Genomic DNA, 24943 nt, shown 5'->3' with positions numbered 1-24943 from the left:
GGTAGTGCTGGGCCATGCCCGGCGGGCTTTTCACCCCAAACCGTCCCAAGCCACCGCCGCAAGCACCGCTCTGCCCTGTTCAGCCAGTGCCTGCGAGCCGGGCAGGACATGCCCGTCGATGGCCTCCAGCGCCCACAGACCGCTGGCGTTGCAGGCAAAAGCGGCTTTCACGCCGGCCATATCCGCCAGCCGCAATGGCTGCGTGGCCTGCGCCCCCGGCCAATGCTGCTTCAGCAGCGCCTCGGCGGTCCCGCACAGGGCCGGCGCCTGCGGCCAGAGCAGCCGTTCACCATCGTGCACGGCCAGGTTCCAGGTGCTGCCTTCACTCACGTGGCCATCGGCGGTCACGAACAGCACATCGTCGAATCCTTCCGCCATCGCCGCGCGGCGCTCGGCGAACAGGCCGAAGGTGCCCACATGTTTGATCTGCGGCAGTTCACGCTGCCAGGCCACGCTGCGCACACGCTTGGAGGCGGTCAGCGTCACCGGCGCGGACGCCGCCACCAGCACGTCCACGGGCACCGCCGCCAGCGGATTGCGGAAATCGAAGTGGCGCGAATACACCGTCACCCGCAACGAGGCATCGCCCTGCCCCGCTTGCCGCAGTGCCTGCACCATCCAAGCCCGCACCTGCGCCATATCCAGCTCGCTACCGAACAGCTCGCGCGTGGCATGCGACAGCCGCGCCAGATGCAGGTCCAGTCCCTGCACCGCGTGGTCGCGCACCTGCAGCGAGGTGAAGTGGCCGTAGTTGACGAGCGCCGGCAGCAGATCCTCCACCTGCGCCGGCTGGCCGTTGCAGGTCAGCGTCATCGCAGCAGTGCCTGCGCCTGGCTCCACATGCCGCGCAGCACGTCTGCGGCCGGCTGTGCCGGCGCCATCCACGCGGACTGCCCGGCCCAGGCCTGCATCGCGGCCAGGCGGTTTTCCTGCACGGCCTGCTTGCGCATCGGCGCGGTCAGGCCGCGCTGCACCGGGTACGGACGCGGCGCCGGGGCGCCTTCTGCGGCGGCGGCGCGCACGTAGGGTGTCGCCAGACCACGGCCCAGACGACCGCTGAAGGCACGGGTCGGCCAGGTGTCTTCCGGTTCGCTGGCGGCCAGCCCATCGGCCCACGCCGAGGCGATCGCCGCTTCCGGCGTGCGCAGGAACGCGGTGCCGATCTGCACGGCGCTGGCGCCCAAGGTGAGTGCGGCGGCGATACCACGGCCATCGGCGATGCCGCCGGCGGCAATCACCGGAATGTGCAGGTGATCGGCCAGCCGCGGCAGCAGCGCGAACAGGCCGACCAGCTGGCGCTCGGCCATCGCCGGATCGAATGAACCACGATGCCCACCCGCTTCCACGCCCTGCGCCACCACGGCATCGGCGCCGGCATCCTGGGCAGCGCGTGCTTCAGACAACGTGGTCGCGCAGGCGATCCAGGCAATGCCGGCATCCTTCAACTGCTGCACGTGGCGCGGCAGCAACACACCCATGATGGTCGAGGCCACCGCCGGGCGTGCGGCCAGCAGTGCGGCGAACTGTTCTTCGAAGTCGGCGGGCGTGGCATCGGCGGCGCTGGCCGGCACGTCCGGGCCCCACTGCGCCAGGAAGGCGCGGCTGGCAGCCTCGGCGGCAACGTCACGGGTCGGCACCGGATCCGGCACCCACAGGTTCACCTGCGCCGGGCCGATCGAAGCGGCGCGGAAATCGTCCATCCAGCGACCGATATCGGCCGAAGAGGACAACACCGCGCCCATCGCGCCCATGCTGCCGGCATTGGCCAGCGCAGCCGACAGCGGCACCGGGCAGGCACCGGCCATCGGTGCCAGCAGGATCGGAAGCTGCAATGAAAAACGCCGACAGAAGGTGTCGGCGCGTTCAAGAATCGGCGATGCATTCACGCGACATACCTGTTGGAGAAGTCGCCATCCAGCATACGCCAGTCATTGTGACCGGGGCCGCGTCGCAATGCGCGCCGGCCCCGTCGCTGCATCAACGGAACGGCATGCCGCGGCCGCCCATGGCGCCCATCATGCCCTTCATGCTGCGCAGCATGCCCTTCATGCCGCCGCCAGCCATCTTGCTCATCATCTTTTCCATCTGCATGTACTGCTTCATCAGCTTGTTGACGTCGGCCGGAGTCACGCCCGAGCCCTTGGCGATGCGCGCGCGGCGCGAGCCGTTCAGCAGGTTCGGATTGCGCCGTTCCTTCTTGGTCATCGAGTTGATGATGGCGATCATGCGCGGCACTTCCTTGCCCTGGCTGACCTGCTGCTTCAGATGGTCGGGGATGTTGCCCAGGCCCGGCAGCTTGTCCATCAGGCCGCCGATGCCGCCCATGTTCTGCATCTGCTCGAGCTGGTCACGCATGTCGTTCAGGTCGAACTTCTTGCCCTTGGCGACCTTCTCGGCCAGCTTGGCGGCCTTGTCCTTGTCGACCTGCTGTTCGACCTGCTCGACCAGCGACAGCACATCGCCCATGTCGAGGATGCGGCTGGCGATACGGTCCGGGTGGAACACGTCCAGGCCTTCCGGCTTTTCGCTGACACCGACGAACTTGATCGGCTTGCCGGTGATGTAGCGCACGCTCAGTGCGGCACCGCCACGGGCGTCACCGTCGGTCTTGGTCAGCACCACGCCGGTCAGCGGCAGGGCGTCGCCGAAGGCCTTGGCGGTGTTGGCCGCGTCCTGGCCGGTCATGGCGTCGACCACGAACAGGGTTTCGGCCGGGTTCACCGCCGCGTGCAGGGCCTTGATCTCGGCCATCATCGCTTCGTCGATGGCCAGGCGGCCGGCGGTATCGACCAGCAGCACGTCGACGAACGACTTGCGCGCGTCGTCGATGGCGGCACGGACGATGGCTTCCGGCTTCTGGTCGGCACTGGACGGGAAGAACAGCACGCCGACCTGCTCGGCCAGGGTCTTCAGCTGTTCGATCGCGGCCGGACGGTAGACGTCGGCCGAGACCACCATCACCTTCTTCTTGCGCTTTTCCTTCAGGTGCTTGGCCAGCTTGCCCACCGTGGTGGTCTTGCCGGCGCCCTGCAGGCCCGCCATCAGGATGATGGCCGGCGCGGGCACATTGAGGTTCAGGTCGCTGGCTTCGGCGCCCATCACCGCGGTCAGCTCGTCGCGCACGACCTTGATCAGCGCCTGGCCCGGGGTCAGCGACTTCAGCACTTCCTGGCCGACCGCACGCACCTTGATGCGCTCGATCAGGGCCTGCACCACCGGCAACGCAACGTCGGCCTCGAGCAGCGCGATGCGCACTTCGCGGGTCGCCTCGCGGATGTTCTCCTCGGTCAGGCGGCCACGGCCACGCAGGCGCTCGATGGTGCCGGAAAGGCGCTGGGTCAGGGACTCGAACATGCGGCGCAACCTGTCTGAAAGCGGGGGACAATAAGGCAGACAGTATAACGGGTCCGACTGTCTCCCCGGACTGCGGCCACGGGGCCGTCGCCACCACCGCAGGGGTATGCGAAACTGCAACGATGACAATCGTTCTCATCGCCGTCCTGCTCTACCTGGCTGCCAGTGCCCTGCTGGTGCGCGCGCTCGGCCGCGATGAAACCTCCGGCTCCCCCACCTGGCTGTGGCCGGCCCTGCCGGCGATGCTGCTGCATGGCGGCTACCACGTGATGGTGGCGATGCGTACCAACGGTGGGCCGGACATGCACTTCTTCGCCGCGCTGTCGCTGGTCGGCCTGGGCATGGCCTGGCTGACCTCGCTGGTGGGCGCGCGCGGGCGGATGTCGGCACTGGGCGTGGTGGTGTTCCCGCTGGCCGCAGTACTGCTGCTGGCCTACCACGGCTACGGCCACGAACCGAGCAAGGTGCTGGGCTGGCGCCTGGCCAGCCACGCCTGGCTGGCGCTGCTGGCCTACGCCACGCTGAGCATCGCCGCGCTGCTGGCGATCATGCTGTGGCTGCAGGAGCGCGCACTGCGCCGCCGCGAGTTCCGCCCGTGGCTGCGGGCGCTGCCGCCGCTGGCCGACCTGGAATCGCTGCTGTTCCGGGTGATCACCGTCGGCTTCGCGCTGCTGACCCTGACCCTGGTCACCGGCGTGCTGTTCGTCGACGACCTGCTGGCACAGAAGCTGGTACACAAGACCGTGCTGAGCGTGCTGTCGTGGATCGTGTTCGGCGTGCTGCTGATCGGCCGCCGCCGCTACGGCTGGCGCGGCATGAAGGCGGTGCACTGGACGCTGGCGGCGATGCTGTTGCTGCTGCTGGCGTTCTTCGGCAGCCAGTTCGTGATCGAGCTGGTGTTCGGGCATTCGCGATAGGCGGTGTGCCGACCAACGGTCGGCAGCCACCGGCGCTAACGTCAAGGCTGGGCCAGGATCTTCCGCACCGAACGGCCGCTGTTGGTGAGGATGTCATCGACCTGCCAGCAGCCCTGCCCCTGGCGCACCATCGATAGACGGGTCACGTAGGCCTTCTTCCAAACCGAATAGCGCATCTCAACCTCGCCGGCGGTGGCCGACGCCTCTTTCCAGCTGTAACGCACAGGGGTTTCGATGTCGCCGTCCTGCGCATCCAGCCACGGATCGGAATCGATCGTGCAGATGCCCTCTTCGCGCTGCTGGCAGGCGCGCTCGCCGCGCAGGGCCTTGCCGAAGCCGGGGCTGACCAGCGCGGGCGGCGGTTCCAGCAGGTCGCCATCGCCCGTCGTCGCCTCGTAGAACGCGCGGGCCACAGCGGCAGGCTCCGGGCAGGTGGGCGCGGCCTGTGCGGCGGGCGCCAGCAGCAGGCCGGCAATCATCAACATCCCTGTCTTTCGCATGTCCAATCCCTTTGGTCGTGATGGCGATCTGTTGTAGAGCCGAGCCCATGCTCGGCTCTACTTACAACCCGTAACGCTCGATCACATCCAGATGCGGCTGGCGATCCTGGTCGCAGGCCTCGGCCAGGCGCAGCCAGCAATGCGGGTGCGGCCACGTTGCGGTCTGCTGCTGCAGGAAACGGTGCAGCGTCAACGGCGCATGATCCTGCGGCTGGGCGACCGTGAACAGCAGGCCCGGCAGCGTGCCCTCCTCCATATCCGGATCGGTCACGGTGTAGTCCGCACGGCTGTGCGACCACACCTGCCAGCCCTGCGCCTCGGCAGCTTCAACAAAGGCATTCCACGCCTCCTCGCCGGGGTGAGCGCCGTCGATCAGCCAGCTGCGGGCGAAACCACCGCGTTCCAGCACGTGCACCTGCGCATAGGTCGGGATGAAATGCTCGCGCGCTTCCTCCTCCTCCGGTGCCGGATGTACCAGCGCGGCATCAAACACCACCCAGTCGCCGACCTGCTGGGCACGGTTGGCCGGTGCGTTCTCGACGATGCGTGCGGTCACCGGGCCACTGCGACGGGCGTAGTACTCCATCGGCTCGCCATTCTCTTCACTGCGGATGATCACCCAGCCCCACGGCTCCTCGACCACGCCATCCTGGCTGGACAACTCCATGCCGATCGCCGCCGCCGAGCGGCGCACCGCATCCCAGTCGCGTGCCGCGCTGGCCGCACTCATGTGGTCCCAGTGCGCGGCGTTGGGTTCCTCCAGCAGCTCCACCAGCTGCGCATAGCAGGCCTGTGCTTCACGGAAACGGCCGGTTTCCATGTACATGCGCGCCAGCATGCCCCGCGCGCCGTGCGAACCCGGCGAGGCGGCCAGCAGCGCCTGCGCGGCCTGCTCCAGCGCCGGCCAATCGGACACGCGACGTGCACGCTGCACCTCGCACCAGTGCGCGAACACCGGCACGCTGCCACGGTAGATCCCGGCCAGCTGACGCAGGCCCTCGTCGTCGCCCTGCTCGGTCAGCCAGCGCATCAGCGTGTAGGCGGCCGGGCCATCATCCTGATCGTGTGCGCGCACGAATCGCCACAGCAATGCGCGCGCTTCCGCCTGCGCACCACAGGCGCTCAATGCCGAGGCAGCCATCTCAGCCAGCGCCTCGTCATCGGGCAGCTGCGCCTGTGCCTGCAGCAGCCACTGGGCCTCGCGCTCCGGATCGCGCGACTGGTTCTGCTCCCCCTGCTCGTTCAGCCAAGCCAGCAGTTCGCTGGCCGGCACCGGCAGCGGCGCAACGTCAGGCAATGCATCGATACGCCCGGCCAGGTCGGCCACCAATGCTGCCGCACCACGGTCCTGGCGCAGCTGCGCCAGATGGGTACGCGCCAGTTCCAGCTGGCGCAATGCCACCCAGCGTGCACCTCGCTGCAGCGCCAGTTCAAGGCTCAGCGCAGCAACTTCGATCAGCAGGCGGTGCGAGCCAACCTCGGCAAAATGTTCGATGACGGTGTTGAAGCGCGTGCCCAGATCCCAGGTATTGCGTGCAGGATCGCGCCGGCACAGCGCTGCGGCCGTGTTCGCCCACAGTCGCCAGTAGGTAGGCGTCAGTTCGCTCCACGGCACCAGCTGCTGCACGGCCTCTTCGTCGCGGCCCAGCTGGGCCAGCGCCCATGCCTTGGACAGGCGGCGCGGCACCGTGCAGTTGGCCGGCTCGTACTCGCCGGACGCGGCCACTTCGGCCTCTCGCTTCTCGATCAGCAACAGCGCTTCTTCGGCGCGGCCCATGCCCAGCAGGATCTTGATCTGCATTTCCGGGAAGCTGTCGAACACTTCCTTGCCGCAGGCCTCGATCGCATCCGACTGCACCTGCAGGTAATCCAGCGCATCCTGGCCGCGGCCATCATCCAGCAGCGCATCGGCCTTTTCGCAGCTCAGGCACTGGAAGCAGGCCCAGCTTGGATCGATGCGTGCAAGCGTTTCATCGCACACCTCGACACGTTCGGGAACCCAGCCCGGGCCATCGATGTTGCCGTAGCAGGCAGCCAGATCCTGGGTCACGCAGATCGACTGCGGGCACTCCATCGTGTCCTCACGATGCGCACGCTCGAACAGCGCCACGGCTTCGCCCAGCGCGCTTTCGCCTTCGACGCGGTTGCCGACGCGATTGCGCAGCGCCCAGTGGCCGACGTAGACGTCGACCCACGGGTTGTCCAGCGCCTTGCCCAGCGCACGCGCTTCAGGCAGCAGCGCGTCGACGCGGTCGACACGCAGTTCGCTCACCTCGTCGGCGAGACGGTTCAGCAGGTGCGCGTTCTGCGCCTGGCCCGCCTGGCGCAGGTCACCCTGCAGTTTTTCGACCCAGTTCCAGATGTCCATGGGGTAAGTGCTCCTGTCTAGCGAAGGCTGGATGAGAAGGTACGGTGCTCAGCGCAGCATCTGCTGCAGGGCACCGGCGATATCGGTAAAGGCGCCGTTGAGATCCGGGCCGGGCGTAGGGTTCGCGCGTGCCAGCGGGCGGCCCTGCGCGGCGACGATGATCTTCAGTGAGCGCAGCAGGCGGGCTGCGGCTTCGGCCTGTGGATGCCCCTCGCGCTGGGCGCGCAACAGCGCCTGCACGGCCGGGTTGTCGAGGTTGAGGTACAGCCGCGACGGTGCGCGCGATTCGATGCGCGCGGTGAACTGCCGGGCCAGGCGCAGCGCGGCCATCGAAACGCGCTTGTCGTTCTCGTCGTCTTCCAGGCGCTGCTTCAGCTCGGCTTCGCGGTCGGGCACCACCACCACCGGCAGCGACTCGGGGCTGAAGCGTGCCGGCAGCAGCTGTTCGCCATCACCGAGCTGCTCGCGCAGCCATGCCAGCTGCGCCTCGTCGAGGCTGTCATCGCTGCGGAACAGTGCACGGTTGCCCTGTTCGGTCCCCAATTCAACCAAGCGCAGGCCCTTGGCCTGGGCCCAACGGCGCAGGAACGGCACCACCGCATAGCGATGGCCGTGCGCGACCGGCACGCCCATCGCGCGGAACAGCATTTCCTCGAAGCCGCCGCCGTTGTCGAGGATCACGTGCACGGCGCCACGTGCGGGCAGCGCACTGGCCGGCAGGTCGCCCTGCGAGGTCGGCACGCGCACGTGCTCCAGCAACAGGTCGAACAGGCGATCATCGCACAGCGCTGCGCCCAGCAAGGCCTCATTGTGGCGCGTGAGAACGCGTCGCCAGGCCTCCGGCTGCTGCCGCGCGACGTCGGCCAGGCCATCAATCAGCGCTTCCAGCAGCGCATGCTGCACGGCGCGGTACTGGTCGTCGCGCTGCAGATCTTCGCGGCTGGCGGTAGGCGTCAGCCGCGAGGATTCGATCACCCCGCCAATGAACCCAGCCCAGGGCGGCAGCAGGTCGCGCGCATCGTCATCCAACAGCATGCCGCGCACGAACACCGACAGGTTGCGGTTGTCGCTGGTGCCGTAGGTAGCGCCGTCCTGCACCCACAGCAGGCCGGTGGCATCGCTGTTGCCATCGGCACGCAACGGCACGGTGACGATCGGCTCGAAATCATGCTCGAAGCGCGCTGCGAACTGCAGCGCCTGGCGGCGCGCCTGCACCGGATGCAGAGCAACATCCCCCTGCCCACGCCACGGCGGCGGCTCGGGATTGAGCGCCTCGCCCGCAGCGCCGATGAAGATCGGCTCGGACAGCAGCGCACAGTAACGGCCCAGCACCTCGTGCAGGCGCGCTTCGTTGGCCAGCGGCAGGAAATCCGGATGCAGCTCCAGTTCCACCTCGGTACCGATCGCACGTGCCGGCACCTCACTGACGGTGTACTGCTCGGCATTGCTGGACACGTACAGGTGACCCAGTTCCGGCGTCTGGTACGAGGTGGTACGCACGCTGACCCGGCGCGCCAGCACGAAGGCCGACAGGAAACCGAGGCCGAACATGCCGATCAGGCCTTCATCGTCCTCGCCGCCCTGGCGCAGGCCACGGGTGTAGCCGACGCCGACGGTGGCCAGGTAATCGTGGATTTCCTGGCGGGTCAGGCCGGCACCGGTGTCGGTGATGCGCAGTACGCCAGCGGCGGCATCGACCTGCACCGAAATGCGCGAAGGCACTTCGATGCCGGGCTGTTCGATGCGGCGACGGATGATCGAATCGTGCGCGTTCTGCACCAGCTCCCGCAGCGCCACCACCGGGGTGGAATACAGGTGCTTGCCCAGCACCGTCATCAGTCCATTGAGATCGACCCCGGCGCGACGGATTTCGGCGTTGGGGGCGGTGAGCGCGGTGTCCTGCATGTAATCGTTTACTCCTGGGCACGGAAAGACGCCAGAGGGCGTCTTCGTCGAGCGGGAAAAACTAGCACAGGGAAGCTGACCGTTGCTGCATTGGACATGTGTAGAGCCGAGCCGATGCTCGGCTGCTGTTCGCTCTTTGTAGCGTCGAGCCATGCTCGGCTGCTGTTCGACCACCCGTCGACATGGCTCGACGCTACAGAAAGCAGCCGGGCGTGGGCTCGGCTCTACAGTGCTGGCATCACGCCGCGTCGATGGCCTCGGACAGGCGCTCCACCGCGATCACTTCCATGCCTTTCACCGAACCGCCCTTCGGCGCATTGGCCTTGGGCACGATGGCGCGCTTGAAGCCATGGGTGGCCGCCTCGCGCAGGCGGTCTTCGCCATTGGGCACCGGGCGGATCTCGCCGGACAGGCCGACTTCGCCGAAAGCAATCGTCTTCTCCGCCAGCGGGCGGTCCTGCAACGAGGACAGTACGGCCAGCAGTACCGGCAGGTCGGCCGCGGTCTCCTGCACGCGGATGCCCCCGACCACGTTGACGAACACATCCTGATCGCCGACCAGCACACCGCCGTGGCGATGCAGCACCGCCAGCAGCATGGCCAGCCGGTTCTGCTCCAGGCCAACCGCGACACGGCGCGGGTTCGACAGCGGCGACGCATCAACCAGCGCCTGCACCTCCACCAGCAGCGGCCGGGTGCCCTCGCGGGTGACCATCACGCAACTGCCCGGTTGATGGGTGCTGCCACCGGACAGGAAGATCGCCGATGGGTTGGAGACCTCCTTCAGGCCCTTGTCGCCCATCGCGAACACGCCCAGCTCGTTGACTGCACCGAAGCGGTTCTTGAAGGCGCGCAGCAGGCGGAAGCGGCTGCCGCTCTCGCCTTCGAAATACAGCACCGCATCGACCATGTGTTCGAGCACGCGCGGGCCGGCGATGCCGCCCTCCTTGGTCACGTGACCGACCAGGAACACGGCGGTGCCGGTTTCCTTGGCGAAGCGCACCAGCCGCGCAGCACTCTCGCGTACCTGGCTGACCGAGCCCGGCGCGGCGGTCAGGCTCTCGGTCCACAGGGTCTGCACGGAATCGGCCACGATCAGCCGCGGTCCAGCCCTGGAGGCATGCTGCAGGATCGACTCGACGCCGGTCTCGGCCAGCGCATTGACGCCATCCAGCGGCAGCTCCAGGCGATGCGCGCGGCCAGCCACCTGCGCCAGCGACTCCTCGCCGGTGACGTACAGCACCGGCAATTCAGCCGCCATCTTCGCCACCGCCTGCAGCAGCAGGGTCGACTTGCCGATGCCGGGGTCGCCACCGACCAGCACCACCGCGCCTTCGACCAGGCCGCCGCCGAGCACGCGGTCGAACTCGCCGATGCCGGTGCTGACCCGGCGGTGCTCGGTCTGCTCCACGTCCTTCAGCGCGGTGATCTTCGGCGGGTCGATCTTGCCCGCCCAGCCGGCCCGGCGCGACGCCGGCGCCTTGGCCGCCGCCGCGCTCTCCAGCACGATTTCCGACAGCGAGTTCCAGGCGTTGCACTCGGTGCACTGGCCCTGCCACTTGCTGAATTCGGCGCCGCATTCATTGCAGACGTAGGCGGTGCGGGCTTTTGCCATTGGATGATTTCCAGCAACGGGAACAGGCGTGGCAGGATAGCCGAGCCGGGTCGCAGGTGCTGCGACCGCTCAAGTCCCGCCCCCCCGCGCCGATAGCTGTCGCGGGCGTGCGCCTTGCGGGCGCCCCCTCCCTCCCCCTCTGGATTCAACATGACTGGCAGTTACAGTCAGAGCCTGGTCGCCATCTCCCTGCTGGTGGCCATTCTTGCTTCGTACACGGCGCTGGACATGGCCGGCCGCCTGGCCACGGCCGAGGGCCGCGTGGCCCGCTGGTGGCTGGCCGGCGGTGCAGCGGCGATGGGCCTGGGTATCTGGTCGATGCATTTCATCGGCATGCTGGCCTTCGACCTGCCGATCCCGGTCGGCTACGACCTCGGCATCACCCTCTACTCGCTGGCCGTGTCGATCGGCGCCTCTGCCTATGCGCTGTGGCTGGTGTCGCGGCCCAGCCTGCCCTGGCGACGGCTGCTGGCCGGCGCCGTGCTGATGGGCCTGGGCATTGCCACGATGCACTACCTCGGCATGGCCGCGATGCGCATGCAGCCGGGCATCGACTATCACCCGGGCTGGTTCGCCGCCTCCATTGCGGTGGCCATCGGCGCCGCCGGTGCTGCGCTGTGGATCGCATTCCGCCTGCGTGCCGAGCAGCGCAACACCATGCGCCTGCGCGCACTGGCCTCGCTGGTGATGGGCCTGGCCATCGTCGGCATGCACTACACCGGCATGGCCGCGGCGCGCTTCCCGGAGGGCAGCATCTGCGGCGCGGTCGGCAGCGGTGGCATCGACACGCGCTGGCTGGCGGTGCTGGTGATCGTCACCACCGTGGCCACGCTGGGTATCGCCCTGGTCGCCTCGCTGTTCGACCGGCAGATGCGCGTGCGCACCGGCCTGCTGGCCGATTCGCTGGCGCATGCCAACAACAAGCTGATCCAGGCCGCCCTGCACGACCCATTGACCCAGCTGCCCAACCGCATGCTGCTGCAGGACCGCATCGAGCAGGCCATCGAGAAGGCGCGGCGCCGCAACCATGCGGTGGCGGTGATGTTCTGCGACCTGGACGGCTTCAAGGCGGTCAACGATGCCTACGGGCACCAGCTGGGCGACCGCCTGCTGGTGGCGGTGGCGCAGCGTATCGGCGGCCTGCTGCGTCCGCAGGACACCTTCGCCCGCCTCGGCGGCGACGAGTTCGTGATCGTGCTGGCCATCGATATTCCCGACGATGCGGTGGTGGTGGCCGAGCGGATCATCGCGGCGGCTGGCGAACCGTTCCTGCTGGATGCAGCCGAGCTGCAGGTCAGCGCAAGCCTGGGCATCGCCCTGTACCCGGATGACGCCGGCAACGAGCGCGAGCTGATGGCACACGCCGACGCTGCGATGTACCACACCAAGGAAACCGGGCGGAACGGCTATACGTTCTTCACCCCCTCGATGCAGCTCAGCGCCAACCGTCAGCTGCGCCTGCTGCAGGACCTGCGCAAGGCCGTGATGCGCAATGAACTGATCCTGCATTACCAGCCCAAGTTCCCGGCCGCGGGCGCGCCAGCCACCGGCGCCGAGGCGCTGCTGCGCTGGCAGCATCCGGAGCTGGGCCTGCTGGCGCCGGACGTGTTCATCCCCATTGCCGAACGCAGCGGCCTGATCCTGCCGATCGGCGACTGGGTGCTGGACCGCGCCTGTGCGCAGTTGCGTGCGTGGCACGATGCCGGACATGCCGAATGGTCGATGGCAGTGAACCTGTCGCCCTTGCAGTTCTCCTCCCCGGCCCTTCTGGACAGCGTGCGCGGGGTGCTCGAACGGCACCACATCGAGCCGGCGCGGCTGACCCTGGAGATCACCGAGACCACGGCGATGAAGGACGTCGACGCCAGCCTGGCGATCCTCAACGACCTGACCGCGATGGGCGTGCACATTGCCATCGACGACTTCGGCACGGGCTATTCCAGCCTGCTGTACCTGAAACGCATGCCGGCCACCGAACTGAAGATCGACCGCGCGTTCGTGCATGACCTGGAATGCAATGAAGAGGACGCCGCCATCGTCTCGTCGATCATCGCGCTGGGACGCACCCTGCAGCTGCAGGTGGTGGCCGAAGGCGTGGAGACGCAGGCGCAGCGCGAGTACCTGAGCGAACTGGGCTGCGACCAGTTGCAGGGCTACCACCTGGGCCGACCGATGGACGCCGAGGAATTTCTGCGCCGGGTGGGCTGAGCCGATGTGCGGAGCAAGCTCCGCACCCACCTCATCAGTAGATCCACGCCGTGCGTGGATGTTCCTCGCCGCCCCCCCACGGCAAACAGAAAGGCCGCCCGAGGGCGGCCTTTCTGCGTGACAACGTCGCGAAGACGTCAGTGCATCATGTGCACGTTCATGTTGTGCATGACCCACAGGGTGCCGACCACGATGATGCCGATCACCACCACGGTGAAGGCCGCAGCGTTGACGTTCCAGCGGCTTTCCGAAGAGCGGTCCAGGTGCAGGAAGAACACCAGGTGGACCAGCATCTGCAGCACCGCGGTGATCGCGATCACCACACCGTTGACGGTGCGCGAGAAATCACCCGACATCACCATCCAGAACGGGATGACGGTCAGCACCACCGCCAGCACGAAGCCGATCAGGTACGACTTCACGGTGCCATGGCTTTCGCCGCCGGTGCCGTGGTCGTGTGCATGGTTGTCATGTGCCATTACAGGGCTCCATTGAGGTAGACGACGGAGAACACGCCGATCCAGATCAGGTCCAGGAAGTGCCAGAACAGGCTCAGGCACGCCATGCGGGTCTTGTTGGTCGGGGTCAGGCCGTACTTCTTCAGCTGCACGAACATTACCAGCAGCCACAGCAGGCCGGCGCTGACGTGCAGGCCGTGGGTACCGACCAGGGCAAAGAACGCCGACAGGAAGGCACTGCGGTCCGGACCGTAGCCCTGGTGGATCAGGTGCTGGAACTCCCACACTTCCATGCACATGAAGCCGAAGCCCAGCAGCCAGGTGATGCCCAGCCACAGGTACATCTGGCCCATCTGCTTGCGGTGCATGGCGATCATGCCCAGGCCGAAGGTCAGCGAGGAGGTCAGCAGCAGCGCGGTTTCCCATGCAACGAACGGCAGTTCGAACAGGTCCTTCGCGGTGGGGCCACCATCGGTACCGCCCGCCAGCACCACGTAGGTGGCGAACAGCGAGGCGAAGATGAGGCAGTCGCTCATCAGATACACCCAGAAACCGAAGACGGTATTGCCGCCGGTGTCGTGGTGCTCGTGGTCGTCATGGCCATGGGCCGCCGCGTGCGCGGCGTGCCCGTGGCTCAGGGTCGAGGTATTGGTGCTCATGCCTTCAGCTCCGACTTCACCAGGCCCTGGGCTTCCAGGTGCTTGCGGTGTTCGTTCTCGATGCGTTCCACCTCGGCGGCCGGGACCCAGTAGTCCACGTCCTGGTCGAAGGTGCGGTAGATGAACGTGGCGATCATGCCGACGAAGCCGACGATGGCCAGCCACCAGATGTGCCAGATCATCGCGAAGCCGAACACCAGGCTGAAGGCACCGATGACAACGCCCGTGCCGGTGTTGCGCGGCATGTGGATGTCGGTGTACTTGGCCGGCTTCGGCCAGGCTTCACCACGCTGCTTGCGCTCCCAGAAATCGTCCAGCTCGGTGACTTCCGGCAGCGTGCCGAAGTTGTAGAAGGCCGGCGGCGAAGAGGTTTCCCACTCCAGCGTACGGGCATCCCACGGGTCGCCGGTCAGGTCGACGGTCTTCTTGCGGTCGCGGATCGACACGGCCACCTGGATGATCTGGCACAGGATGCCGGCACCGACGATGAACGCACCTGCGGCGGCGATCAGCAGCAGCGGCTCGTAAGCCGGGTTGACCGTGCTCTGCAGGCGGCGGGTCATGCCCATGAAGCCCAGCACGTACATCGGCATGAAGGTCACGTAGAAGCCGATGAACCAGCACCAGAACGCGCACTTGCCCCAGAACTCGTTCAGGCGGAAGCCGAACATCTTCGGCCACCAGTAGGTGATGCCGGCGAACATGCCGAACACCACGCCGCCGATGATGACGTTGTGGAAGTGGGCGATCAGGAACAGGCTGTTGTGCAGCACGAAGTCGATGGCCGGAATCGCCAGCATCACGCCGGTCATGCCGCCGATGACGAAGGTGACCATGAAGCCGATGGTCCACAGCACCGGGGTGGTGAAGTGCACGCGGCCGCGGAACATGGTGAACAGCCAGTTGAAGATCTTCACGCCGGTCGGGATCGAAATGATCATCGTCGTGATGCCGAAGAAGGCATTGACGTTGGCACCCGAGCCCATGGTGAAGAAGTGGTGCAGCCACACGATGAACGACAGCACGCCGATGCAGGCGGTGGCGTAGACCATGCCCTTGTAGCCGAACAGCGCCTTGCGCGAGAAGGTCGCGATGACTTCGGAGAACACACCGAACGCCGGCAGGACCAGGATGTACACCTCCGGGTGACCCCAGATCCAGATCAGGTTGATGTACAGCATGGCGTTGCCGCCACCATCATTGGTGAAGAAGTGCGTACCCAGGTAGCGGTCCAGGGTCAGCAGCACCAGGGTGATGGTCAGCACCGGGAAGGCAGCCACGATCAGCACGTTGGTCACCAGGGCGGTCCAGGTGAACACCGGCATCTGCATCAGCTTCATGCTGGGGGTACGCATCTTCAGGATGGTGATGAAGAAGTTGATACCGCTCAGCGTGGTACCCAGGCCTGCGACCTGTAGACCCCAGATGTAGTAGTCCATGCCGACGCTTGGACTGTATTCGATGCCCGACAACGGCGGGAACGCCAGCCAGCCGGTGGCGGCGAACTCACCGATCCACAGCGACAGCATGATCAGTACCGCACCGGACACGAACAGCCAGAAGCTGAGCGAGTTGACGAACGGGAACGCGACGTCGCGCGCACCGATCTGCAGCGGCACGGCCAGGTTCATCAGGCCGGTGATCAGCGGCATCGCCACGAAGAAGATCATGATCACGCCGTGGGCGGTGAAGATCTGGTCGTAGTGGTGCGGCGGCAGGTAACCCTCGGACCCGCCGACGGCGAGCGCCTGCTGGGTACGCATCATGATGGCGTCGGAGAAACCGCGCAGCAGCATGACGAAGGCGACGATGAGGTACATCACGCCGATCTTCTTGTGATCCACCGAGGTGAACCACTCCTTCCACAGATAGCCCCACAGCTTGAACTTGGTGATCAGGGCCATGACGCCCAGGCCACCCAGCACCGCGCCGACCAGGGTGGTCAGCACGATTGGATCGTGGGGGATCGACTCAAGAGAGAGTTTTCCCAACATGTTCATTCTCCCGAACCCGCGTGGCCGGCATGGCCCGCGTGTTCGTGTTCGTTGGTATCCAGGTTTTCACCCGATTCCTTGGAATCATGTGCGTCACTGGGGGCATGGCCCTCGTGCGCTTCATGGCTGGCGGCATCGGCAGCGGCGGCACCAGCGTGCGAGTGCTTCATGCCGTAGTGCTTGTTGTCGCCCATGTGCTTGGCGATGACCCAGTCGAACAGGCCTTCTTCGGTCTTGCCGAAGTAGGTGACCGGGTACCACTCGGCGTTGCGTGCTTCACCCAGCGCCTTGAACGAGGCCTTGTCCAGGGTCTGCTCGCCGGCACGGACCTGGTCCAGCCACTGGCGGTATTCGGCATCGGTGACCGAGTAGGCGGTGAAGTGCATCTTGGCGAAGCCCGCGCCGCTGTAGTGCGAGGACATGCCCGGGAATTCACCGGTCTCGTTGGCGATCAGATGGAGCTTGGTCTCCATCGCAGCCATCGAGTAGATCATGCTGCCCAGGTGCGGGATGAAGAAGGCATTCATCACCGAATCGGACGTGATCTTGAAGTTCAGCGGCGTGTTGACCGGGAACTTGATTTCGTTGACGACCGCCACCTTCTCTTCCGGATAGATGAACAGCCACTTCCAGTCCAGCGAGATCGCCTCGATGGTGACCGGCTTGACGTCCGAATCCAGCGGCTTGTACGGGTCCAGTGCGTGCGACGAACGCCAGGTCAGGACCGCCAGCACCAGCACGATCATGCAGGGAATGGACCACACCACCACCTCGATCGCCGTCGAGTGGGACCACTTCGGCTCGTAACGGGCCTTGGTGTTGGAGGCGCGATACTTCCACGCGAAGGTCAGGGTCATGATGATGACCGGGATGACGACCAGCAGCATGAGCACGGTGGCCGTGATCAGCAGGGTCTTCTCATCCTGGCCGATCTGGCCCTTCGGACTGAGGATGGCCACGGCATCGCAGCCGGTGAGCATCACCAGCAACGACAGCAGCAGGCCCGGGCGCAACCAGCGCCCAAGGGTTTTCAACGGAATCATCGGTCGATCCAATTGCGAGGGAATGCCGTTCCCCGCCCTGCCTGTTCCGGCCAAAGCCGGTCCCACCGGTCCGGAAGACAGGTAGGGAGGTGGGGTCGAGTCAGCCTTTCAATTTTAGGCCGTCACCCACCATTTAAGAAAGGCATTGACAATGATCGAGCGCAGGAAAGGCCCGTTTCTGGCTGCGACACGTTGTCGCACCGCACGGGCGCGGCGGGCAGAACACCCGAGGGCGGCATCCTAGCATCGGTTGCTGGCCGGCGGTCCGCCCTCGTTCGGCAAAGTCATCTGAACCTGTTCAGGCGTGCTGGCGGGTGCTTGGCGTGGGATGCTCGGCGCAGGAGGAAGCCCGTGGACAGGATCGACTTCAAGAAGCGCGACCGGGCGCTGTATCAACCGCCCGCCGGCAAGTTCGTACGGGTCGATGTGCCGCCCCTGCCCTACGTGATGGTCGATGGTCGCGGCGATCCGAACACGGCCCCCGCCTACCTGCAGGCCGTGCAGTGGCTGTATTCGGTGAGCTATGCACTGAAGTTCGCACTGAAGGCCACGGGCCAGGACTACGTGGTGCCACCGCTGGAAGCACTGTGGAGCGCCGAGGACCCGGCCAGCTTCGTCGCGCGGCGGAAGGATGAGTGGGTCTGGACGGTGATGATCCGCACGCCCGAGGGCATCGACCCTGCACAGTGGCAGGCCGCGATCAGCAAGGCGCGCACGAAGCTGGGAGAGGCTCCACCCAGCCTTCGCCATCAGATCCTTGCCGAGGGCCCAAGCCTGCAGACCTTGCACGTGGGCGCCTACGACGACGAAGGCCCCACCCTGGCGCAGATGCATGACGAAGTGATGCCCGCACTGGGATACACCTTTGCCGGCCCCCATCATGAGATCTACCTGAGCGACCCGCGCAGGACCGACGCAGCGCGGTTGAAAACCGTGCTGCGACAGCCGGTGCGGCCGATCGGGCCTGATGAGGATTCCCGCATATGAGACAAGGAATGCCATGCGCCTGATCAACCGATTGCTGCACTGGACCACCCTGCCCGCCGGGCGCCGCCTGATGGCCGTGCTGGGTGCCGCGCTGGTGATCGTGCTGGCCTGCAATCCGGATCTGCTGCCGTTGTTGCCGGTCGTGGATGCGCTGGGGCTGGACGTGCTGATGCTGCTGCTGGCTGCGCAGGTGGTGGCGGTCCTGCCTTGGGTGCGGGAGCGGGCCACGTGCGGAACCAGAGTGCTCGCACGCCTGCTGATCGCCGCATCGGCGGGAGCAGCAGGTGGTTATCTCCGGCAGCTCGCGTGGTGGCTGGCGCGGGACGCGGTGATCGCTGGACGTAAATGAAGGTGTGTTCCCATCGGTGACGTTGCAGACCGCCCCCTTCCCTTGGGCAGAAACAGAAAGCCCGCGCAAGGGCTGGGGCGTTCCGTTGATGGACCTGCTCGCCTTGCGTGGAGCGCGCCTAGAACGCGGTCGGACCGATCTGAATCACGCCATCATGGGCCAACGCGAGACGGATCTTGGTCCTGCCACCCGCCGTGACCATTTGGGAAATCTCGCGCCTATGCGCCGATTCATCCCCCCACGAACAGAGCCCTTTGCCCGCGAAAATTGCGCTGACAATGCGATTCCCGGAGGGAACAGACAGCGAGACAGACTCTCCCCGCTGCAGATGGGCTGCCAGGGTGCCGTCGATATACAGTGCAAGCGGGCACGCCCCACCAACCGCGCCAACGTCGCGCGTAACGATTACCTGTCCGGAAGCACTGTCACCTATCCCATTGAAGGCGAAAACCCGCTCGGCAGGCACCGGTTGCGCCTGTTCGGAGCTGATCTGACGGGTTGCACAGCCGGCAAGAACGACGCACGCCATCAGACTCACCACGATCTTCTTCATGACACCCCCTGTTGATTGAAACTGACTTGCCCGATCCAGCCCAGGGCCGCAAGCAATCCACGACGGCAATGGTAATGACCCCGACTGAGCCAGTACATGCCTGCAGTTCCATCGGACGCTTCCGCCAGGGCCGGGCCGCGCCAGCACAGCCCAAACAAAAAGCCCCGACCTAGGCCGGGGCTTTTCATTACAACTGGTGCCGGAAACAGGAGTCGAACCTGCGACCTACGCATTACGAATGCGCCGCTCTACCAACTGAGCTATTCCGGCGGAGCCCGCGATTTTACGGGCTGGGCGCCCCGGCGGTCAATCCACCCGGCTCAGCTCGCCTCCACCCGGTTCGAACACACCCGCCCCTCGGCGAAATCCCGCAGGTTCCCCAGCGTGATTGCCGAGATCTCCTGCAGCGCATCTACGGTGAAGAACCCCTGGTGGCCGGTCACCAGCACGTTGGGGAAGGTCATCAGGCGCTGGAAGGCCTCATCATCGATGATCTCGCCGGACAGGTCCTGGAAGAACAGCGCGCTTTCCTGCTCGTAGACGTCGATGGCCAGATGACCCAGCCGCCGCGACTTCAGCGCGCGGATCACCGCATGGGTATCGACCAGCGCGCCGCGCGAGGTGTTGACCAGCATCGCGCCGGTCTTCATCCGCGCCAGCGAGGCGTCGTTGATCAGGTGCTGGGTATCGGGCGTCAGTGGGCAATGCAGTGACACGATATCGGCGCGCGCCAGCAGTTCATCCAGCCCAACCATGTCACCCACGCCGGCGAAGGCCGGCGACGGGTACGGGTCGTGCCCCAGCACGATGCAACCCATGCCCCTGAAGATGCGCGCGGTGGCCAGCCCGATCTTGCCGGTACCGACGATGCCCACGGTGCGGCCATGCAGGGTGCGCCCGAGCAGGCCATCGAGCATGAAGTTGCCTTCGCGCACCCGGTTGTAGGCGCGATGGGTCTGCCGGTTGAGGGTCATCACCAGCGCCAGCGCATGCTCGGCCACGGCTTCAGGCGAATAGGCTGGTACGCGTGCGACGAACAGATCCAGCGCTTCCGCAACCGCCAGATCCACGTTGTTGAAACCTGCGCAGCGCAGCAGCACGGCCCGCACCCCCATCGCATGCAGGGCATGCAGTACCGGCGCATCCAGGCGGTCGTTGACGAACACGCATACGGCTGCGCAATCCTGCGCCAGCGCCGCCGTATGCACGTCCAGCGCCACATCGAAGTACACGAACGCAAAGCCGTCCTCAGACGCATCGCGCTGGTTCGCCTCATCAAGGAAGCGGCGGTCGTAGGGACGGGCACTGAAGACGGCGATCTGCATGGATGGGCCTGGGTGGAATGCCATACCGACCATACCGCAGCAGCGCCCGCGTTGGGATGGCACCGGCGATGCCGTCATCGCCGGTGCCGGGTGCCATTTAGAACCGGTAGCCCAGGCCCAGCATCACGCCGTTCTGGATCTGCCCGTCGCGGCGCTCACCCACGTAGTCGGCCATGATCGACAGGCGCTCGCTGGCGCGACTGGTCACGCCGACGTTCCAGGCCAGCACCTGCTCGCCCACCGCCTGGCTGCTGGCGCCGAACACCAGATCCGGTGCCGCGGCGAAGCCGGTGCTGTAGCGGGCCTGCGAATCGCCCAGCTCCTTCTGCCAGACCACCCGGGCGCGCGGCGTGATGCGCTCACCGTTGTTGCCCTCAAAGGTCTTGAACAGCTGCAGGCCCGCACCCACGCGGATGCTCTCCAGGCTGCCACTGCGGCCAACCAGCGCACCAGCGCCCTGCCCTTCGTTGAAGCGGGTGGCCGAAGTACGCGCGTAGTCCACCACCGGCAGCAACGGCTGGATCACCAGGCCCTTGCCGGTGGTGAACGAGAACGCATGTTCAACACGCGCGGAGATCGCATCGTTGCTGTACTTCGCGCGCAGGGGCTGCTGCAGGCCATCGATACCGCCGATGCTGCGACGGGTGTCATGCCGCAGATCGGTGTAGCGCACGGCCGCCGACAGATAGCCGCGCGCGTACGTCGCATCGAGGTAACCGCCCACGTCCAGCGCGCGCACATCACCGGTGAAACCAGAGCCATCGCTGGCCTTGGTCGACATGTCCGCCGCGGCCACGCTTACGCCCAGGGTCACGCGGTCATCGGCCACGCGGGTGTCGGCACCGACCACGATGCCGCCGATGTTGTGGCTCAGGCCGGCCACGCCACCGTCGGCATCGATGCGGCCATGGCTGGCGAAACCACGTGCCCAGATGCCATGGCTGCGTCCGGCATCACCGCTACCCGCAACGCTGCCCGGCGCCGGCTCGACCAGGTGCATCGCCAGCTGGTTGAACAGGCTGCCATGGCGCATGCCCGGCTGGGAGGAGACCGACTGCGCCACCTGCGAGGCCAGGCCATCGGCATCGCCGCCGCTGCGCATGGCCGACTGGTGCTGCTGCACGACGTTGCCGATGCTGCCCACCAGCGCGGTGTCGGCCAGGCGCAGGCTGGCGTGCGCATCACCGCGCAGGGCACCGGCCTGTTGTGCGATCACATCGCGGTCGGCGAACTGCAGTGCGCCCAGCAGCGATTTCAGTCCCTTGTCCTGGCGATCGGAAGCAGTCGCCAGCGCACGGCCCAGGCCGTCGCCGGACGTACCGTTGGCGAACAGGCCCAGCTGGTCAAAGCCCGGGTTGGCGGTCAGCCACAGGCCATCGGCCGTCTGCTTCACGTTGAAGCTCAACAGCGAATTGTGGCGGGGACGGAACACATCACCGCTGATGCTGGCGCTGTAGCTGGTGTCGCCCAGGCGCACGGCCTCTTCGAAGCCGCCCTGGTAGATCGGGCCCTCAACCAGGTCACGACGGAAGTCCTGGCCGTAGTAGCCCTGCGCCACGTTCAGTTCGAGGAAGGCACCCTTGGAGATCACCAGTGCCCCCTCGGTCTGCTCGTCATCGAAGAAGGTGCCCACGCGCAGGCGGCCGGCGGTGGTGCCACCATTCTCTGTAACGTCGAACAGCACCTTGCCGCCCGGCATGATGTTGACGTAGCCATGGGTGACCAGGTCGCCACCGCGCGGCATCAGCGTGCCGAACACGCGCAGGCGGTTGAAACCGTCTTCGCGGTACGACGGGCCGGTGCCGTCCAGCAATGCAGCGCGGTCCATCGCCGTACCCGCCACGTCGCCATGGCCGACCAGCATGCCTGCGCCGAGCACGCGCACTTCCGATGCGCGCAGGGCACCGCCTTCCAGCGCGATGGTGCCATTGTCGACCAGCATGAAATCCGCACCCGTCGTCGTGGACGTGCGCCAGGTGGCGCCGTTGGTCACCCGGATCACGCCCATGGCGTTGTCCAGCGTGGAGACATCCAGATCAGCCAGCCGCAGCTTGGACAGCAACAGGTCCTGGATGTCCGGGTCACTGAGGTAACCCTGCACCGACAGCGCACCGATGCCCTGCGGACCCTTGCTGGATGCGTTGTAGATGCTCTGCGCGAGATTGATGTAGGTGGATCGCCAGTCGGTATTCCAGCGCGCGAAATCATCATCGACGAACGCCTGCAACTGGCGTCCGGTACGCAGGTAGCCGGGGTTGATGTCGCCGGTCACGTTGGCGGTGACATTCAAGGTGTCGCCCGGATCGCGGTACCCGCTCGCGGTGATGATCCTGTTGCTGTAGATGTCCTGGCCGGGGAACGACTCCAGCTTGCTGCCACTGCCATCGGGGTCGAAGGTGACCGAGGAACCGGTGCTGCGTGCCGGATCGCGGAACACCAGCAGGCCGTTCGGCTTCACCACTTCGTACATGGCCTTGTGCAGCAGCCCGGCATCCATGCCACCACCGTAGTTGCCGGTATAGATCTGGGTCATGCGCGGCGACGGCGTGTAGATCACCTTGCCGCCGCTGCTGGCCGCGTGGATCTGCACCGAGTCGATGAGCGGCAGATCGCCGGCCAGATAGCGTTCGACGCCACCGGACTGCATGATCGAGCAGGACGAGATGCAATTGCCGGACACGATGGTGTTCAGTCCGGAGGTGCGGATGATGCCCTGCAGCCACTCGCCGGCGATCAACGCACCACCATTGGACGTGCGCAGCACCACCTCACGGACCGGCCGGCCTTCGGCCTGCGCCTTGGCCAGCAGTGCCGGCAGGGACACCACGTCGGCGTAGGTCACATCGCCACTCAGGAAGATGCGATCGCCCTGCACGTGATAATTCATTGCCATGACGTCATCCACCACGGATATGGCGGCAACGCCCATCAGCCCGGCCAGGGCCAGGCTCAACTTCGAATACTTCATGTGTTCTCTCTCCACCCGCAACACGCGGGTAGAACGATCAACGCCGCAGTGGGGTGATCTCCCCCAGTGGAACGGATCGTGAAAAATGAATACATTCACAATGAGAATCCGATCGATGCACACTCTTCCCCATCCGGTCATCGTCGCGTAAAACTCGATGACGCATTCGCCACCGACAGTCGAGGCCAGCCCTGTCCACCCCGTCTCCCCTGATCCATCGCGCGCCGGAGCTACCCGCACCTGCGGATGCCTTCATCGCGTTCGTACGCGAAGAGCGCGCACCGCTGTGCGCGTTCCTGCGCACGCGGGGGGTCGGGCCTGAGGATGCGGAGGATATCGCGCAGGACTGCATGGAGCGGCTGATCCGCTACCGCGCACAGGGCCCGGACGAACTGCGCCTGCTGCTGTATCGTATCGCCCGCAACCGCCTGGCAGACCGCGGCCGCTCGCCGCAGTCGCGGCCGCATCTGCCGCTGGCCGAACACGATGGCAGCGACGAACCGTCCAGTTCCTCGCCCGATCCATTGCGCCAGGCCGAGTCAGGGCAGATGCTGTCCCTGCTGCGGCAGGCCCTGTTCAAGCTGCCCGAACGCGCACGCGAGGTCTATCTGCTCAACCGCATCACCGGCATGAGCTACACGCAGATCGCGCGGCATTGTGGAATTACTGCCAAGACCGTGGAAAAACATATCGCCCGGGCCCTGCAGGGCCTGCGTCAGGAGTTGGGATCGGATCCGCTGCACAACGACAGGGACGGCCAATGAGTGGCACCCCGCACAGGGATGATGCACAGCTGTTTGAACGCGCCAGCGCCTGGGTAGCCCGCCTGGAAGCCCCGGACTGCACGTCGGTCGAACGCGAGGCGTTCGAGGACTGGCTGGCCGAAGATCCGGCCCACGTCAAAGCCTGGGTGCAGGCCGAAGCCCTGTTCCAGCAGGGTGCGGCGCTTGCGGCTGACCCTTGGCTGCGCACCGCCGCGGCACGGGCGGCGCGTCCGCCGCGCCGGCGCTGGCTGCCGGGCGTGGCCGCTGCCGCCGGTGTCTGCATGGCGATCGGCATCGGCTGGATGGTTGCCATCGACGGCAACCCGACGCCGCAGGTCTACGCCAATGATTCGCACCAGCCACAGCAGCAGACGCTGGCCGATGGCAGCGTCGCCATGCTGGATGCCGGCACCACCCTCCGCGCCCGCTTCGGCTGGCGCCATCGTGATCTGGTGCTGGAGCGGGGCCGGCTGCAACTGCAGGTCGCACCGTCGAACAAGGCGCTGAAACTGCACGCCGGCGACAGTACGATCCGTGACATCGGCACGACCTTCCAGGTGGAACGCCTGCGCGACGGCCTGGTCGAGGTCGCGCTGCTGGAAGGTGCCGTGGAAGTCAGCAACGGCGCAGCGCAGCACACGCTGGCGCCTGGCCAACAGCTGCAGGTACTGCCCTCCGGCCGCATCCAGCCGGGCCCTGCCCTCTCGTCCAACGCAGCCGCTGAAGGCTGGCTGCGGGGGCAACTGGTGTTCGATGCCACGCCCCTGTCGATCGTGGTCGAGCGCATGAACCGTTATGGCCGCACGCCGCTGGTGATCGTCGATCCGGAGATCACCGACCTGGCTGTAAGCGGCACCTTCCGCGCCGGTGATGCACAGGAGCTGCTGTCGGCGCTGGAACTGGGTTGGTCCGTGGCTGGCCAGACGCGTCCGGATGGCGCGCTGGAACTGCGCCGCACCTACTGAGGAGACCGGCA

The 24943-nt window shown here is 66.3% G+C and carries 20 protein-coding genes and 1 tRNA gene; 6 read left to right on the top strand and 15 right to left on the bottom strand.

Annotated features, from left to right (window positions below; genetic code table 11):
- Window positions 1-30: 30 nt before the first annotated feature.
- The 3 genes from AC5QAH_RS08415 to ffh form a co-directional block, all read right to left on the bottom strand.
- Window positions 31-813, bottom strand: a complete 783-nt coding sequence (locus AC5QAH_RS08415) for an aminotransferase class IV family protein (protein WP_099560450.1) — start codon at window positions 811-813, stop codon at window positions 31-33.
- Window positions 810-1886 carry an NAD(P)H-dependent flavin oxidoreductase gene (locus AC5QAH_RS08410; protein ID WP_313310821.1) on the bottom strand — a complete coding sequence of 359 codons (1077 nt, stop codon included), beginning with the start codon at window positions 1884-1886 and terminating at the stop codon, window positions 810-812. Before AC5QAH_RS08410 ends, AC5QAH_RS08415 begins: the two co-directional genes overlap by 4 nt.
- 91 nt (window positions 1887-1977) lie before the next feature.
- Window positions 1978-3354, bottom strand: a complete 1377-nt coding sequence (gene ffh / locus AC5QAH_RS08405; protein ID WP_010483267.1) for a signal recognition particle protein — start codon at window positions 3352-3354, stop codon at window positions 1978-1980.
- 122 nt (window positions 3355-3476) lie between these two features.
- Between ffh and AC5QAH_RS08400 the strand changes: the two genes are divergently transcribed.
- Complete coding sequence (locus tag AC5QAH_RS08400; RefSeq protein ID WP_071305681.1) at window positions 3477-4271, top strand: cytochrome C assembly family protein; 795 nt, start codon at window positions 3477-3479, stop codon at window positions 4269-4271.
- Window positions 4272-4312: 41 nt separating this feature from the next.
- Here AC5QAH_RS08400 and AC5QAH_RS08395 read toward each other — a convergent pair whose 3' ends face one another.
- The 4 genes from AC5QAH_RS08395 to radA form a co-directional block, all read right to left on the bottom strand.
- Window positions 4313-4771: a YqhG/Tai3 family protein gene (locus AC5QAH_RS08395; protein WP_495232258.1), complete on the bottom strand. Its 459-nt coding sequence runs from the start codon at window positions 4769-4771 to the stop codon at window positions 4313-4315.
- Window positions 4772-4832: 61 nt separating this feature from the next.
- Entirely contained in the window at window positions 4833-7139 is a 2307-nt protein-coding gene (locus AC5QAH_RS08390) for a hypothetical protein (protein WP_495232257.1), read from the bottom strand.
- A 48-nt stretch (window positions 7140-7187) separates the two neighbouring features.
- Complete coding sequence (locus AC5QAH_RS08385; RefSeq protein ID WP_241873782.1) at window positions 7188-9044, bottom strand: ATP-binding protein; 1857 nt, start codon at window positions 9042-9044, stop codon at window positions 7188-7190.
- Between the two features lie 238 nt (window positions 9045-9282).
- The gene (gene radA / locus AC5QAH_RS08380) at window positions 9283-10659 is read right to left on the bottom strand and encodes a DNA repair protein RadA (protein ID WP_005408586.1); all 1377 of its coding nucleotides are present in this window, start codon (window positions 10657-10659) and stop codon (window positions 9283-9285) included.
- A gap of 150 nt (window positions 10660-10809) precedes the next feature.
- Between radA and AC5QAH_RS08375 the strand changes: the two genes are divergently transcribed.
- Window positions 10810-12867: a putative bifunctional diguanylate cyclase/phosphodiesterase gene (locus AC5QAH_RS08375; protein WP_010483277.1), complete on the top strand. Its 2058-nt coding sequence runs from the start codon at window positions 10810-10812 to the stop codon at window positions 12865-12867.
- Between the two features lie 137 nt (window positions 12868-13004).
- On the opposite strand, the gene cyoD is transcribed toward AC5QAH_RS08375, so the two are convergent.
- The 4 genes from cyoD to cyoA are packed head-to-tail and all read right to left on the bottom strand — an operon-like array spanning window position 13005 to window position 17021.
- A complete protein-coding gene (gene cyoD / locus AC5QAH_RS08370; protein ID WP_005408584.1) occupies window positions 13005-13346 on the bottom strand; it encodes a cytochrome o ubiquinol oxidase subunit IV in 342 nt (113 codons plus the stop codon).
- Entirely contained in the window at window positions 13346-13984 is a 639-nt protein-coding gene (cyoC, locus tag AC5QAH_RS08365; RefSeq protein ID WP_005408583.1) for a cytochrome o ubiquinol oxidase subunit III, read from the bottom strand. The genes cyoD and cyoC overlap by 1 nt, the downstream gene beginning before the upstream one ends.
- A complete protein-coding gene (gene cyoB / locus AC5QAH_RS08360) occupies window positions 13981-15978 on the bottom strand; it encodes a cytochrome o ubiquinol oxidase subunit I (protein WP_005408582.1) in 1998 nt (665 codons plus the stop codon). Before cyoB ends, cyoC begins: the two co-directional genes overlap by 4 nt.
- Before the next feature lie 2 nt (window positions 15979-15980).
- The gene (cyoA, locus tag AC5QAH_RS08355) at window positions 15981-17021 is read right to left on the bottom strand and encodes a ubiquinol oxidase subunit II (RefSeq protein WP_241873781.1); all 1041 of its coding nucleotides are present in this window, start codon (window positions 17019-17021) and stop codon (window positions 15981-15983) included.
- 351 nt (window positions 17022-17372) lie between these two features.
- Here cyoA and AC5QAH_RS08350 point away from each other — a divergent pair, with 351 nt between their 5' ends.
- Together AC5QAH_RS08350 and AC5QAH_RS08345 are read left to right on the top strand one after the other, a co-directional pair.
- The gene (locus AC5QAH_RS08350) at window positions 17373-18008 is read left to right on the top strand and encodes a GyrI-like domain-containing protein (RefSeq protein WP_049482724.1); all 636 of its coding nucleotides are present in this window, start codon (window positions 17373-17375) and stop codon (window positions 18006-18008) included.
- 13 nt (window positions 18009-18021) lie between these two features.
- Window positions 18022-18357 carry a hypothetical protein gene (locus AC5QAH_RS08345; RefSeq protein ID WP_043396699.1) on the top strand — a complete coding sequence of 112 codons (336 nt, stop codon included), beginning with the start codon at window positions 18022-18024 and terminating at the stop codon, window positions 18355-18357.
- Window positions 18358-18475: 118 nt separating this feature from the next.
- On the opposite strand, the gene AC5QAH_RS08340 is transcribed toward AC5QAH_RS08345, so the two are convergent.
- From AC5QAH_RS08340 to AC5QAH_RS08325, 4 genes are all read right to left on the bottom strand, one after another.
- Window positions 18476-18910: a putative periplasmic lipoprotein gene (locus AC5QAH_RS08340; RefSeq protein ID WP_043396702.1), complete on the bottom strand. Its 435-nt coding sequence runs from the start codon at window positions 18908-18910 to the stop codon at window positions 18476-18478.
- A gap of 194 nt (window positions 18911-19104) precedes the next feature.
- Window positions 19105-19180: transfer RNA gene (locus AC5QAH_RS08335), tRNA-Thr, on the bottom strand.
- A gap of 50 nt (window positions 19181-19230) precedes the next feature.
- Complete coding sequence (locus tag AC5QAH_RS08330; protein WP_191850892.1) at window positions 19231-20235, bottom strand: 2-hydroxyacid dehydrogenase; 1005 nt, start codon at window positions 20233-20235, stop codon at window positions 19231-19233.
- Window positions 20236-20332: 97 nt separating this feature from the next.
- Entirely contained in the window at window positions 20333-23203 is a 2871-nt protein-coding gene (locus AC5QAH_RS08325) for an autotransporter outer membrane beta-barrel domain-containing protein (RefSeq protein WP_313312160.1), read from the bottom strand.
- Between the two features lie 254 nt (window positions 23204-23457).
- On the opposite strand from AC5QAH_RS08325, the gene AC5QAH_RS08320 reads away from it, so the two are divergent.
- Together AC5QAH_RS08320 and AC5QAH_RS08315 are read left to right on the top strand one after the other, a co-directional pair.
- Entirely contained in the window at window positions 23458-23967 is a 510-nt protein-coding gene (locus AC5QAH_RS08320) for an RNA polymerase sigma factor (protein WP_029379863.1), read from the top strand.
- Window positions 23964-24932, top strand: coding sequence for a DUF4880 domain-containing protein (locus AC5QAH_RS08315; RefSeq protein ID WP_049482715.1), 969 nt, complete (start codon window positions 23964-23966; stop codon window positions 24930-24932). Before AC5QAH_RS08320 ends, AC5QAH_RS08315 begins: the two co-directional genes overlap by 4 nt.
- Window positions 24933-24943: the final 11 nt, after the last annotated feature.

The organism is Stenotrophomonas sp. YJH_SMC_43 (assembly GCF_059372535.1).
The sequence above is the reverse complement of the archived record's forward strand: the minus strand, read 5'-3'. Positions and strand labels throughout refer to the sequence as shown.